A 12,736-nucleotide genomic window follows, 5' to 3' on the forward strand; every position below is an offset into this window, starting at 1 on the left:
CAATGGTCATCAGAAGTAGGTCCCGGCAACACCCTTCGGTCCCCCGTGAACCCCTTGAGGAGCACGGCTGCCCGGCGTCAGCCTCCAAATATCATACCGTGCGCATTTGTAACAGAAGCCCCGCCAATAGGCCCTGGTGATCGCTCGCGGGCCGATTCGAGCAGATTAACTCAACCTCACGGAATGCCCATTCACATAAGGGGAAATTGCGTCCAAAACGTGAGATTTGGGCCTCTCAACGGATGGAATGGAGCTAAGCTGTCACCAGATCAGCACGCAGCGAAGAAGCGGTGGAAACCGCATTCCCACTTTCGGCTTGTGGCTGAGTGATAGATCAACGTTTCGATGGTGAACGGCTGGTACACACCAAAGCGGGCACCCCAGCGTGCCTCCATGCGGATCCCGTGTACCGCCTGCCGTCAGCACAGAGAGGGGCCCGGTTTTCGTGCCACATTTGGAAGAGCAAGAACTGTCATGGACCAGCTTGGACCAGCGCGCGGTGGACACTGTCCGCGTTTTGGCCGCAGACGCCGTGGAGAAGGTTGGCAACGGCCACCCCGGCACCGCCATGAGCCTCGCGCCTGCCGCATACCTTCTCTTTCAGAAGCTCATGCGCCACGACCCGCGGAATCCTGACTGGATCGGCCGCGACCGTTTCATCCTGTCCCCGGGCCACACGTCCCTGACGCTGTACATCCAGCTGTTCCTCTCCGGCTACGGCCTGGAGCTGAAGGACCTTGAGGCACTGCGCACATGGGGCTCCCTTACCCCGGGCCACCCCGAGTACAAGCACACCGCCGGCGTCGAAATCACCACCGGCCCGCTGGGCCAGGGCCTGGCATCCTCGGTCGGGTTCGCCTACTCGCAGCGCCGGATGCGCGGCCTGTTCGACGCCGATGCTGCCGCCGGCGAAAGCCCGTTTGACCACACCATCTGGGTCATCGCGTCCGACGGCGACCTCCAGGAAGGCGTCACGGCTGAGGCTTCCTCGCTGGCCGGCCACCAGGAACTTGGCAACCTCGTAGTTGTCTACGATGAGAACCACATCTCCATCGAGGACGACACCGACATCTCCTTCACCGAGGATGTCCTCAAGCGCTACGAAGCCTACGGCTGGCACACCCAGCGCGTGGACTGGACCAAGACCGGCGAATACGTCGAAGACGTGCAGGAGCTTTACTCCGCGCTGCTCGCCGCCAAGGCCGAGACGAACAAGCCGTCCATCATTTCGCTGCGCACCATCATCGGCTACCCGGCGCCCAAGAAGCAGAACACGGGCAAGATCCACGGTTCCGCACTGGGCGCCGAGGAAGTCGCAGGCCTCAAGGAGGTCCTGGGCTTCGACCCCGCCAAGTCCTTCGAGGTCGACCAGGAAGTCCTGGCCCACGCCCGCTCGGTCGTGGACCGCGGTGCCGCTGCCAAGAAGGAATGGGAAGAGTCCTTCAACGCCTGGCAGGCAGCCAACCCGGAAGCCGCAGCACTCCTGCAGCGCGTCGAAGCCCGCGAACTGCCCGAGGGCCTGGACGCTGCACTGCCGGTCTTCCCGGCAGGCAAGGACGTCTCCACCCGCGCCGCCTCAGGCAAGGTGCTTAACGCACTGGGTCCGGTCATGCCGGAACTCTGGGGCGGCTCCGCCGACCTCGCCGAGTCCAACAACACCACCATCGAGGGTTCGCCGTCGTTCGTGCCTGCCTCCAAGCAGACCGACGCCTGGTCGGGCAACCCGTACGGCCGGGTGCTGCACTTCGGTATCCGTGAGCACGCCGCGGCCTCCATCGTGAACGGCATCGCCCTGCACGGCAACACCCGTGCGTTTTCCGGTACGTTCCTGATCTTCTCCGATTACCAGCGTCCGGCGATCCGGCTCGGCGCCCTCATGGGTGTCCCGTCGCTCTACGTGTGGACGCACGACTCCATCGGCCTGGGCGAAGACGGCCCCACCCACCAGCCGGTGGAACAGCTGGCCTCCCTGCGCGCCATCGTGGGACTGGACGTAGTCCGCCCCGGCGACGCCAACGAGGTCGCTGCGGCATGGAAGACCATGCTGGAGAACCACGAAAACCCGGCCGGCATTGTGCTGACCCGCCAGAACATCCCCACCTACGCCCGGGGTGTTGGTGCAGCCGACGGTGACACGTTCGGTTCCGTTGCCGGCGTCGCAAAGGGCGGCTACGTCCTGGCCGAAGCGTCCAAGGACGGCGCCACCGTGCCGGCCGACGTGATCCTCATCGGCACCGGTTCCGAGGTCCAGCTGGCCGTCCAGGCCCGCGAAGCCCTCCAGGCTGAAGGCATCGCCGCCCGCGTTGTCTCCATTCCGTGCGTCGAGTGGTTCAACAAGCAGGACGCCGCCTACCGCGAGTCCGTGCTTCCCGCCGCCGTCAAGGCCCGGGTATCCGTCGAAGCCGGTCTGGCCCTGGGCTGGAGGGAATTCGTCGGCGACGCCGGCCGTTCCATCAGCCTCGAGCACTACGGCGCTTCCGCTGACTACAAGCGCCTTTTCCAGGAGTTCGGCATCACCGCGGAGGCTGTCGCCGCCGCCGCCAAGGACTCCCTCGCTGGCCTGCAGGCCTGAAACAAGATTCCAGGAGATACAAAATGACTACCCCCACCCAGCAGCTCTCCGACGCCGGAGTTTCCATCTGGCTCGATGACCTTTCCCGCAGCCGCCTCGAAACCGGCACCCTGCGCAAGCTCATCGAAGAGAAGAACGTCGTTGGTGTTACCACCAACCCGTCCATCTTCCACGCCGCCATCACCTCAGGCACGGACTACGACGCCACCATCGCGGCCCAGGCCGCTGCCGGTGCCAGCGTCGAGGACACCATCTTCGAAATCACCACCACCGACGTTGCCGACGCCTGCGACCTGTTCGCACCGGTCGCCGCCGCGACCAAGGGTGTTGACGGCCGCGTGTCCATCGAAGTTGACCCGCGCCTGGCCTGGGACACCGCCGGCACCATCGCCGAAGCGAAGCACCTGTACAAGAAGGTCAACAAGGACAACGTCCACATCAAGATCCCGGCAACCCTTGAAGGCCTGGAAGCGATCACCGCAACCCTGGCCGAGGGCATCAGCGTCAACGTGACCCTGATCTTCTCCCTGGAGCGCTACCGCGCGGTCATCAACGCCTTCCAGTCCGGCCTGGAGCAGGCCAAGGAAAACGGCCACGACCTGTCCAAGATCCACTCGGTCGCCTCGTTCTTCGTTTCCCGCGTGGACTCCGAAATCGACAAGCGCCTTGACGGCATCGGCACCGACGAGGCCAAGGCACTCAAGGGCAAGGCCGGCGTCGCCAACGCCCGCCTGGCCTACCAGGTCTACGAAGAGCTCTTCGCCACCGAGCGCTGGGCCCTGCTGGCCGAAGCCGGCGCCCTGCCGCAGCGTCCGCTGTGGGCCTCCACCGGCGTGAAGGACCCGGCCTACCCGGACACCCTTTACGTCACCGAACTCGTCGCCCCCGGCGTGGTCAACACCATGCCGGAGAAGACCCTCGACGCCACGTTCGACCACGGCGTCGTCACCGGCGACACCGTTTCCGGCACCTACGCCGAGGCCAACGCCACGCTGGACGCACTGGACGCGCTGGGCATCTCCTACAACGAGGTCGTCGCGATCCTCGAATCCGAAGGCCTGGACAAGTTCGTGGCCAGCTGGAAGGAACTGCTGGCCGACGTCGAAGGCGCCCTCGCCTCTGCACGGAAGGCTTCCTAACCCACATGAGCACACTCAGCTACGACGCCACCGGTGCCGCACAGCAGGCACTCGAGCAGCACATCCCCACCCTCGTGGAGGACCGTATTGCCACCCGGATCTTCGCCAAGGACCACACACTGTGGGGTCCCGACGCCGAAGCCGAGTCGGCTGTCCGCCTCGGCTGGGTTGAGGCGGCCACCGTCTCCCAGCCCCTGGTTGCGGACATTTTGGAACTCCGCGATGCCCTGAAGGCAGAAGGCGTGACCCGGATCGTGCTTTGCGGCATGGGCGGCTCCTCGCTCGCTCCCGAGGTCATCGCCGGCACCGCTGGCGTCGAGCTGACTGTGCTGGACAGCACGGACCCCGACCAGGTCCGTGTTGCCCTGGCTGACCGGCTGGGCGAGACCGCGATTGTGGTTTCCTCCAAGTCCGGTTCCACCCTGGAAACCGATTCGCAGCGCCGGATCTTCGAGCACGCCTTCACCGAGGCCGGGCTTGACGCGAAGAGCCGGATCATCATCGTCACCGATCCCGGTTCGCCGCTGGACAAGGCGTCCCGCGAAGCCGGCTACCGTGCCGTCTTCAACGCAGACCCCAACGTGGGCGGACGCTACTCGGCCCTCACCGCGTTCGGCCTGGTCCCCTCGGGCCTGGCCGGCGTGGACATCCAGGCCTTCCTGGATGAGGCTGAGGAAGCCGCCGAAATCCTCAACGACGACGCCGCCGAGAACATCGGCCTGGCCCTCGGAACCGCCCTCGGCGGAACCAGCCCGCTGCGGAACAAGATTGTCATCGCGGAGGACGGCTCCGGCATCGTGGGCTTCGCTGACTGGGCCGAACAGCTCATCGCTGAATCCACCGGCAAGCTCGGCACCGGCGTCCTGCCGGTCGTCGCCGGACCCGCCTCGCCGGAGGTTACCTCCGGCGCGGCCGACGTCCTGGTGGTGCGGCTGGTAGCCGCCGATGCCGACGTCGAGCTCGGTGAAAACGAAGTTGCCATCGCCGGTGGCCTGGCCACCCAGATGATGGTGTGGGAGTTCGCCACCGCTGTGGCCGGACGCCTGCTGGGCATCAACCCGTTCGACCAGCCGGACGTGGAGGCCGCCAAGGTCGCCGCCCGCGGCCTGCTCGACGCACAGCCCGAGCCGACGCCGGCCGCTTTTGTGGACGGCGCCATCGAGGTCCGCGGCGGAGACTGGCTCGGCGAAGCGGCCACGGCTGAAGAGGCCATCCGTGCGCTGCTGGGTACGCTCGAGGCCGACAGCTACCTCAGCGTCCAGGCATACTTCGACCGCCTCGCGTTTGCGCAGCTGGAGGGCATCCGGGACGAGCTCGCAGGAGTGAGCGGCCGTCCGGTCACCTTCGGCTGGGGTCCGCGCTTCCTGCACTCCACCGGCCAGTTCCACAAGGGCGGCCCCGCGATCGGAGTCTTCCTCCAGGTCACGGCGGCTCCCGCGGAAGACCTGTCCATCCCGGACCGTCCGTTCACCTTCGGGGAACTGATTTCCGCCCAGGCCGCCGGCGATGCCCAGGTCCTGGCCGGGCACGGACGGCCCGTCCTGCGTCTGCACCTGACCGAGCGCGCCACCGGCGTGGCACAGCTGCAGGAGATCATTGCAGCGCTTGCCGCCCGGTCAGCGTCCGTCACTGAAAGCTAAGGCACAACAGCAACCATGCCAGAAACCGAATACGGCAGGGCCTCCGGGACGCGTTCCGGAAAATCAGGGCGCAATCCGCTCCGTGACCCCCGTGACCGCCGTCTGAACCGGATCGCCGGTCCGTCGTCGCTGGTGCTCTTCGGAGTGACCGGTGACCTTGCCCGCAAGAAGCTCATGCCGGCTGTGTATGACCTCGCCAACCGTGGCCTGCTGCCGCCCAGCTTCGCGCTGGTCGGCTTCGGGCGCCGGGCCTGGAGTGATGAGGATTTCGCTGCCGAGGTGAAGTCCTCGGTGCAGGCCTATGCACGCACGCCTTTTGACGAGGCGGTGTGGAACCAGCTGTCCGAGGGTGTCCGTTTTGTCCAGGGCGAGTTCGACGACGACGACGCCTTTGAGCGTCTGGGTGACACGATTGCGTTGCTGGATGAGCAGCGCGGAACGCGCGGCAACCACGCGTTCTACCTCTCGATTCCGCCGAAGGCGTTCGAGCAGGTCTGCCGCCAGCTGTCCAAGCACGGCCTGGCACAGGCCGACGGCGACAAATGGCGGCGTGTGGTGATCGAGAAGCCGTTCGGGCACGACCTGGAGTCTGCCCGGCAGCTGAATGACATCGTGGAGTCGGTGTTCCCGCCGGACGCTGTCTTCCGTATCGACCACTACCTGGGCAAGGAGACGGTGCAGAACATCCTGGCGCTGCGCTTCGCGAACCAGCTGTTCGAGCCGTTGTGGAACGCGAACTATGTGGACCATGTCCAGATCACCATGGCCGAAGACATCGGCACCGGCGGCCGGGCCGGGTATTACGACGGCGTGGGTGCTGCCCGCGACGTGATCCAGAACCACTTGCTCCAGCTGCTGGCGCTGACCGCGATGGAGGAACCCATTTCCTTCAACGCCGATGACCTGCGCGCCGAGAAGGAAAAGGTCCTGGCCGCGGTCAAGCTCCCGGAGGACCTGTCCACGCATTCGGCGCGCGGGCAGTTCGCCGGCGGCTGGCAGGGCGGGGAACAGGTCCAGGGCTACCTGGAGGAAGACGGCATCCCGGCCGATTCCACCACCGAGACGTTCGCCGCGATCCGGGTGGACATCCACACCCGCCGCTGGTCCGGGGTTCCGTTCTACCTGCGCGCCGGCAAGCGCCTGGGCCGCCGCGTGACCGAAATCGCCGTTGTGTTCAAGCGCGCACCGAACCTGCTGTTCCGTGACCACGGTGAGGACGACTTCGGGCAGAACGCCGTGGTCATCCGGGTCCAGCCCGACGAGGGCGCCACGATCCGGTTCGGGTCCAAGGTCCCGGGCACGCAGATGGAAGTCCGCGACGTGACCATGGACTTCGGCTACGGGCACTCCTTCACCGAGTCCAGCCCCGAAGCGTACGAACGCCTGATCCTGGACGTGCTGCTGGGCGAGCCGCCACTGTTCCCGCGGCACGAGGAAGTGGAACTGTCCTGGAAGATCCTGGACCCGTTCGAGGACTACTGGGCCGAACTGAACGAACAGCCCGAACCGTACGCGCCGGGGTCCTGGGGCCCCGCCTCGGCTGATGAGCTGCTGGCACGTGACGGACGAACCTGGAGAAGGCCATGATTGTAGACCTGCCGGACACCACCACCTCGAAGATCTCCAAGAAGATCATGTCGCTGCGCGAACAGGGCGGCGTGATCGCACTGGGCCGGGTCCTGACCCTTGTGGTCGTGACCAAGTCCGGGCTCGAGGAAGAAGCCATCGAGGCCGCGAACGAGGCCAGCCGCGAACACCCCTGCCGGATCATCGTCCTCGCCGACGCCGGAGCGCAGGCCCCGGACCGGCTGGACGCCCAGATCCGCGTCGGCGGGGACGCCGGCGCCTCGGAGGTCATCGTCCTGCGCGGCTACGGCGAGCTAGCCCACGAGTCCGAGTCCCTCGTCGCGGCCCTGCTGCTGCCGGACGCCCCGATCGTGGCCTGGTGGCCGCACGGGGCCCCGGAGAACGCCTGCGAAACCTCCATCGGCCGGATCGCGCACCGCCGGATCACCGACTCCGCGAACGAGTCCGACCCGCAGCTGGCACTGGAGAACATCCGCTCAACCTACAAGGCCGGCGACACCGACCTCGCCTGGACCCGGCTCACCAACTGGCGGATCCAGCTCGCAGCAGTCCTGGACCAGGTCGACTCCTCCCCCGTGACAGCCGTCGCCGTCGAAGGCGCCTCCGACTCCCCGTCCACCATCCTGCTCGCCGCCTGGCTCACCCTGTCCCTGGATGCGCCCGTCACGATCGTGGCGGACCCCGCCGGGACCGGTATCCGCCGCGTCCGGCTGTCCCGCCCCGGCGGCGACGTGCAGCTCTTCCGCCCCGGACTGTCCGTCGCGGAACTGACCCAGCCCGGCCAGCCCGCCCAGCGCATCTCCCTGCCGCGCCGCAGCCTCCGCGACTGCCTCGCCGAAGAACTCCGCCGGCTCGACCCCGACGAGGTCTTCGGAGAAGTGATTACTATTGGACTGCCACGAACCAATCTAAGGAGCGTCCGACCCAGTGAGCGTTGAGCCAAGAGTAAGCATTCATCCTGATTCGTCCGTCCTGATGGCTGCCATCGCGGCCCGCCTGATCACCAAACTGGTGGATGTGCAGGACAAGTACGGTGAGGCCACGGTGGTGCTGACCGGCGGCACGGTAGGCATCGGTACGCTGAAGGCTGTTGCTGACTCTCCGGCGGCGCCGGCCGTCAACTGGTCGAAGGTGAACTTCTGGTGGGGTGACGAGCGCTTCATCGGCGCCAACGACGCCGAGCGGAACACCAAGCAGGCGTTTGATGCCCTGCTCTCGCACATTCCTGTTGATCCCGCCCGGATCAACCAGCCGGGATCCTCGGATGACTTTGAGACACCTGAGGAGGCCGCAGAGGACTACGCCCGCCGTCTCCGGGAGGCAGCCGAGGCCGAACACGCCGCGGACATGTCGGACGACCGCCCGGACGAAGCGGGCGTCCTTCCGCGGCTCGATGTTGTCCTGCTGGGCGTTGGTCCTGATGCCCATGTGGCGTCGCTGTTTCCGGAGCAGGGAGGCATCCGGGAGAAGTCACTGACCGTCGTCGGTGTGCACAACTCCCCCAAGCCTCCGCCGCTGCGTGTCTCGCTGACGCTGCCGGCCATCAACACCGCGGCCGAAGTCTGGATGGTGGTGGCAGGTGAGGACAAGGCCGGCGCCGTGGGCCTTGCGCTTGCGGGCGCCAACCCGGTCCAGGTTCCTGCAGCCGGTCCGCGGGGCACCTCCCGCACACTGTGGCTTATCGATGAGAACGCCGCGTCACGGGTCCCGCAGCAGCTCGTCCGAAAGGACGCCGCGGGCGCGTAGCTTTTCCAGCGCTCCGGCCAGGACGTCTTCCGCGTCCTGGTCGGAGCGCCTCTCTTTAACGTATTCCAGATGGCTTTTGTAGCCCTCGTCCGGGGCGTCCAGGCCCGCTGCTTCCCTGCCGTCCCTGGAGGCCGGGGCGCCGCACCTGCGGCAGTCCCACAGCACCGGGATCTGGTCTTCAGGCAGCTTGATGAACACCGGGCTCGTCTCGTGTCCTTTGGCGCACCAGTAGGTGACGCGGATGCGCGGCAGACTCTCGCCGTGAAGGTCTTCGGACTGGTGCCTGGGGCCGGCCCCCTCCGTGACACCCACACGGGTGCCGCGGAAGCCTGACGCACTATGTACCATCGGGGACTCCTGACCGCTTAAAAGAAAACTGTGGCTGTTGGGAGCCAACAGCCACAGTTTAGTTCGGAGTTTCCCCTGGCGGCAGTGCCGGGCAGGGATCAGTTCTGCAGGGTCAGGAGTCGCCTGCACCGCTGAACCGCATGATGAGGCCCAGGGCGATGATCACAACGCCCCACGTCACGCCCAGGATCACCGTGAACCTGTTCAGGTTCCGTTCAGCAACGCCGGAGGAACTCAGTCCGGAGCTCATGCCGCCACCGAACATGTCCGACAGGCCGCCGCCCCGTCCCTTGTGCAGGAGGATAAGCAGAGTCAGCAGAAGGCTGGTGATGCCCAGGAGGATCTGCAGAATGACATGAAGAACGTCCACGACGGCCTTTCAGAAGATTGGAATGCGGGAGCCTTGCGCTGCGTGGCGGACTAGTCCGTCAGCAGGTGACTCTCGAACCTGACAATATTAGCAAACTCCGCAGGGTCGAGGCTTGCGCCGCCGACCAACACGCCGTCGACGTCCCGTTCCTTGAGGATGGCGGCCACGTTGCTGGCCTTGACGGAGCCGCCGTAGAGCAGCCGGGTCTTGGCTGCGACGTCGTCACCGAAGATGGTGGCCAGTTCAGTCCGGATCGCAGCGCACAGTTCCTGGGCGTCTTCCGGACCCGCCACCTCGCCGGTGCCGATGGCCCAGACGGGCTCGTACGCCACAACAAGCTCGGCGGCCTGCTCGGGTGTCAGGCCGGCAACGCCCGCGCGGAGCTGCACCAGGGTGTGCTCGACGTGGGTACCGGCCTGGCGGATTTCGAGGCCTTCGCCGACGCAGAGCACGGGAACGATTCCGTGCCTGTAGGCCGCCTTGACCTTGGCGTTGAGGACCTCGTCGGACTCGTTGTGGATGGTGCGGCGTTCGCTGTGGCCCACCAGCACGTACTTGCAGCCCAGCTTGCCGAGGAACTGGCCCGAGATGTCGCCCGTGTAGGCGCCGGAATCGAACTGGGACAGGTCCTGGCCGCCGTAGGCCACGTCGAGCTCATCGCCCTGCACGAGCGTCTGCACGCCGCGGAGGTCCGTGAACGGAGGGAAGACAGCAACCTCGACCCGGCTGTAGTCGTGCTTGGCGTCAGACAGGGTCCAGGCCAGTTTCTGCAGGAGGGTGATGCCCTGGACATGGTCCATGTTCATCTTCCAGTTGCCTGCGATGAAGGGCGTACGGTCAAAAGTGCCGTTCGTTGACGTAGTCACGTATTCTCCAAAAGTTCTGAGGATGTATTCGGCCGGCAGGGAGCCCGCGGGCTCCCTGCCGGCCGGAGGACTTGGCAGTCCAGGTGCTTGGCGGTCAGCGGGCCTAGCGGTCCAGGACAGTCAGTCCGGGAAGGTCCTTGCCTTCGAGGTATTCCAGGCTGGCGCCGCCGCCGGTGGAAATGTGACCGAACTGGTCGTCGGAGAAACCGAGCGTCCGCACGGCAGCAGCTGAGTCCCCGCCGCCCACCACGGTGAACGCGTCGGCTTCGGTCAGGGCCTGGGCCACTGCCCGGGTACCGCCGGAGAACGCCTCGAATTCGAAGACGCCCATGGGGCCGTTCCAGAACACGGTTTTGGCGCCCTTGATCCGGTCCGCAAATGCTGCGGCTGAATCGGGTCCGATGTCCAGGCCGATGCCCTGGGCGCCGAAGCTGCTGCCCTCGATGCCGTCCGCGGGGACGGTCTCAGCGTCAGCGTCAGCGGCGAATTTGCTGGCCACCACGATGTCGGTGGGCACCACGAACTCGGTACCGGCGTCGGCAGCGCGCTTCAGGTAATCCTGGACAACGGGGATCTGGTCGTCCTCGAGGAGGCTGCCGGCCACTTTGTGGCCTTCCGCCGCGAGGAACGTGAACAGCATGCCGCCGCCCACCAGGATGGTGTCAGCCTTGCCAATGAGGTTGTCAATGACAGCCAGTTTGTCGGAGACCTTGGAGCCGCCAAGCACCACAACGTAGGGACGCTGGGTGTCAGCCGTGAGCTTCCGCAGCACTTCCACCTCGGTGTGAACGAGGTCGCCCTGGTAGGACGGCAGCCGGGTGGCGACGTCGTACACGCTGGCGTGCTTGCGGTGCACGGCACCGAACGCATCATCAACAAAGGCGCCGTTGTCCCCGGTAAGGGCCACCAGCTCGTCTGCGAAGGCGGCGCGTTCGGCGTCGTCCTTGCTGGTCTCGCGGGCGTCAAAGCGGACGTTTTCCAGGACAAGTGCCTGGCCGTCCTGCAGCGAGGCAGCGAGTTCCTTGGCGGAGCTGCCTACAGTGTCACCGGCGAGGGTGACGCTGAAGGGGGCGAGCTCCGCCAGCCGGCCAGCGGCAGGCTTGAGCGAGTATTTCTCCTCCGGAGCGCCCTTGGGCCGTCCGAGGTGGGCTGTTACCAGCACGCGGGCACCGGCGTCCGTGAGCTTCGTCAGGACTGGAAGTGAGGCCTTGATCCGGCCGTCGTCAGTCACTGTAGAGCCGTCGAGCGGCACATTCAGGTCACTTCTGACAAGAATGTACCGCCCGCGGACACCTTCAGCGATCAGTTCGTTGAGGGTGTGAAATGTCATGTGTCTAACCCTAGCCCAGCTTGGATGCGACGAGCTCCGTCAGGTCCACGAGGCGGTTGGAGTAGCCCCATTCGTTGTCATACCAGGAAACAACCTTGACCTGGTTGCCGATGACCTTGGTCAGGCCGGAGTCGAAGATGGACGACGCGGGGTCGCCAACGATGTCCGAGGAAACGATCGGAGCGTCCGTGTAGGTGAGGATGCCCTGGAAGGCGTCGGAGTCGGCAGCCTTCTTCAGTGCTGCGTTGACTTCCTCGACGGTGGTTTCGCGGCCGACGGTGACGGTGAGGTCGGTGGCGGAACCGGTGGGGACCGGTACACGGATGGCGTAGCCGTCAAGCTTGCCCTTGAGCTCCGGCAGGACCAGGCCGATTGCCTTGGCCGCACCGGTGGAGGTGGGGACCATGTTGATGGCGGCGGCGCGTGCGCGGCGGAGGTCGTTGTGCGGGCCGTCCTGCAGGTTCTGGTCAGCCGTGTAGGCGTGGACCGTGGTCATCAGGCCGCGCTCGATGCCGAACTCGTCGTTGATGACCTTGGCCAGCGGGCCGAGGCAGTTGGTGGTGCAGGACGCGTTGGAAATGATGTGGTGCGCTGCGGAGTCGTAGAGCTCGTGGTTGACACCCATGACGATGGTGATGTCCTCGTCGGATGCCGGTGCGGAGATCAGGACCTTCTTGGCGCCTGCGTCGATGTGCTTCTGTGCGGCTGCAGCCTTGGTGAAGAAGCCGGTGGACTCGATGACGATGTCCACGCCCAGCTCGCCCCACGGCAGGTTGGCCGGATCGCGCTCGGCGAGGACCTTGATGACGTTGCCGTTGACAACGATGTTTCCGTCCTTGACCTCAACGGTTTCCTTCAGGCGGCCGCCGACGGAGTCGTACTTGAGCAGGTGGGCGAGGGCCTCCGGGCTGGTGAGGTCGTTGACTGCAACGATCTCGAGGTCCGCACCCTGTGCGAGTGCTGCGCGGAAGTAGTTGCGGCCGATACGGCCAAAGCCGTTGATACCAATACGGGTCGTCACTTTTTCAGTCTCCTTGGTGCTTGCTTAAGCACAACTAGTTGAGCGGGCGTTCAAGCCAACTAACAGATCCCGCACGCCATTGGGCAGAGATGATTAACAGATTGGAGGGCGACCAGC

The 12,736-nt window shown here is 65.8% G+C and carries 11 protein-coding genes; 6 read left to right on the plus strand and 5 right to left on the minus strand.

Translation table 11 applies throughout. From position 1 onward, the window contains the following. The first annotated feature begins 454 nt into the window (after positions 1–454). Genes tkt through pgl form a run of 6 tightly spaced genes read left to right on the plus strand, consistent with a single transcriptional unit; the run spans position 455 to position 8,684 of the window. Positions 455–2,572: a transketolase gene (gene tkt, locus ABV518_RS16010; RefSeq protein ID WP_367768989.1), complete on the plus strand. Its 2,118-nt coding sequence runs from the start codon at positions 455–457 to the stop codon at positions 2,570–2,572. A gap of 23 nt (positions 2,573–2,595) precedes the next feature. Continuing rightward, complete coding sequence (gene tal / locus ABV518_RS16015) at positions 2,596–3,711, plus strand: transaldolase (protein ID WP_367768547.1); 1,116 nt, start codon at positions 2,596–2,598, stop codon at positions 3,709–3,711. A gap of 5 nt (positions 3,712–3,716) precedes the next feature. Next, positions 3,717–5,351, plus strand: a complete 1,635-nt coding sequence (locus ABV518_RS16020) for a glucose-6-phosphate isomerase (protein ID WP_367768550.1) — start codon at positions 3,717–3,719, stop codon at positions 5,349–5,351. Positions 5,352–5,366: 15 nt separating this feature from the next. Next, positions 5,367–6,938 carry a glucose-6-phosphate dehydrogenase gene (gene zwf, locus ABV518_RS16025; protein ID WP_367768552.1) on the plus strand — a complete coding sequence of 524 codons (1,572 nt, stop codon included), beginning with the start codon at positions 5,367–5,369 and terminating at the stop codon, positions 6,936–6,938. Beyond that, positions 6,935–7,876, plus strand: coding sequence for a glucose-6-phosphate dehydrogenase assembly protein OpcA (locus tag ABV518_RS16030; protein WP_367768555.1), 942 nt, complete (start codon positions 6,935–6,937; stop codon positions 7,874–7,876). Before zwf ends, ABV518_RS16030 begins: the two co-directional genes overlap by 4 nt. Further along, positions 7,866–8,684, plus strand: coding sequence for a 6-phosphogluconolactonase (gene pgl, locus ABV518_RS16035; protein ID WP_367768558.1), 819 nt, complete (start codon positions 7,866–7,868; stop codon positions 8,682–8,684). The genes ABV518_RS16030 and pgl overlap by 11 nt, the downstream gene beginning before the upstream one ends. On the opposite strand, the gene ABV518_RS16040 is transcribed toward pgl, so the two are convergent. The 5 genes from ABV518_RS16040 to gap all read right to left on the minus strand — a co-directional run bounded on the left by ABV518_RS16040 (position 8,637) and on the right by gap (position 12,619). Continuing rightward, on the minus strand, positions 8,637–9,032 hold the full coding sequence (locus ABV518_RS16040) for an RNA polymerase-binding protein RbpA (RefSeq protein WP_367768561.1): 396 nt from the start codon (positions 9,030–9,032) through the stop codon (positions 8,637–8,639). The two genes, pgl and ABV518_RS16040, sit on opposite strands and share 48 nt — an antisense overlap. 112 nt (positions 9,033–9,144) lie before the next feature. Then, entirely contained in the window at positions 9,145–9,402 is a 258-nt protein-coding gene (secG, locus tag ABV518_RS16045) for a preprotein translocase subunit SecG (protein WP_160670806.1), read from the minus strand. A 50-nt stretch (positions 9,403–9,452) separates the two neighbouring features. Next, positions 9,453–10,268, minus strand: coding sequence for a triose-phosphate isomerase (gene tpiA, locus ABV518_RS16050; RefSeq protein ID WP_367768565.1), 816 nt, complete (start codon positions 10,266–10,268; stop codon positions 9,453–9,455). A 103-nt stretch (positions 10,269–10,371) separates the two neighbouring features. Next, positions 10,372–11,598 (minus strand): phosphoglycerate kinase, encoded by a 1,227-nt coding sequence (gene pgk, locus ABV518_RS16055; RefSeq protein ID WP_367768568.1) that lies wholly within the window; start codon positions 11,596–11,598, stop codon positions 10,372–10,374. Between the two features lie 10 nt (positions 11,599–11,608). Further along, the gene (gene gap, locus ABV518_RS16060) at positions 11,609–12,619 is read right to left on the minus strand and encodes a type I glyceraldehyde-3-phosphate dehydrogenase (RefSeq protein WP_131132933.1); all 1,011 of its coding nucleotides are present in this window, start codon (positions 12,617–12,619) and stop codon (positions 11,609–11,611) included. Between the last annotated feature and the right edge of the window lie 117 nt (positions 12,620–12,736).

The organism is Arthrobacter sp. HS15c (assembly GCF_040812005.1).
Taxonomy (GTDB): Bacteria; Actinomycetota; Actinomycetes; order Actinomycetales; family Micrococcaceae; genus Arthrobacter.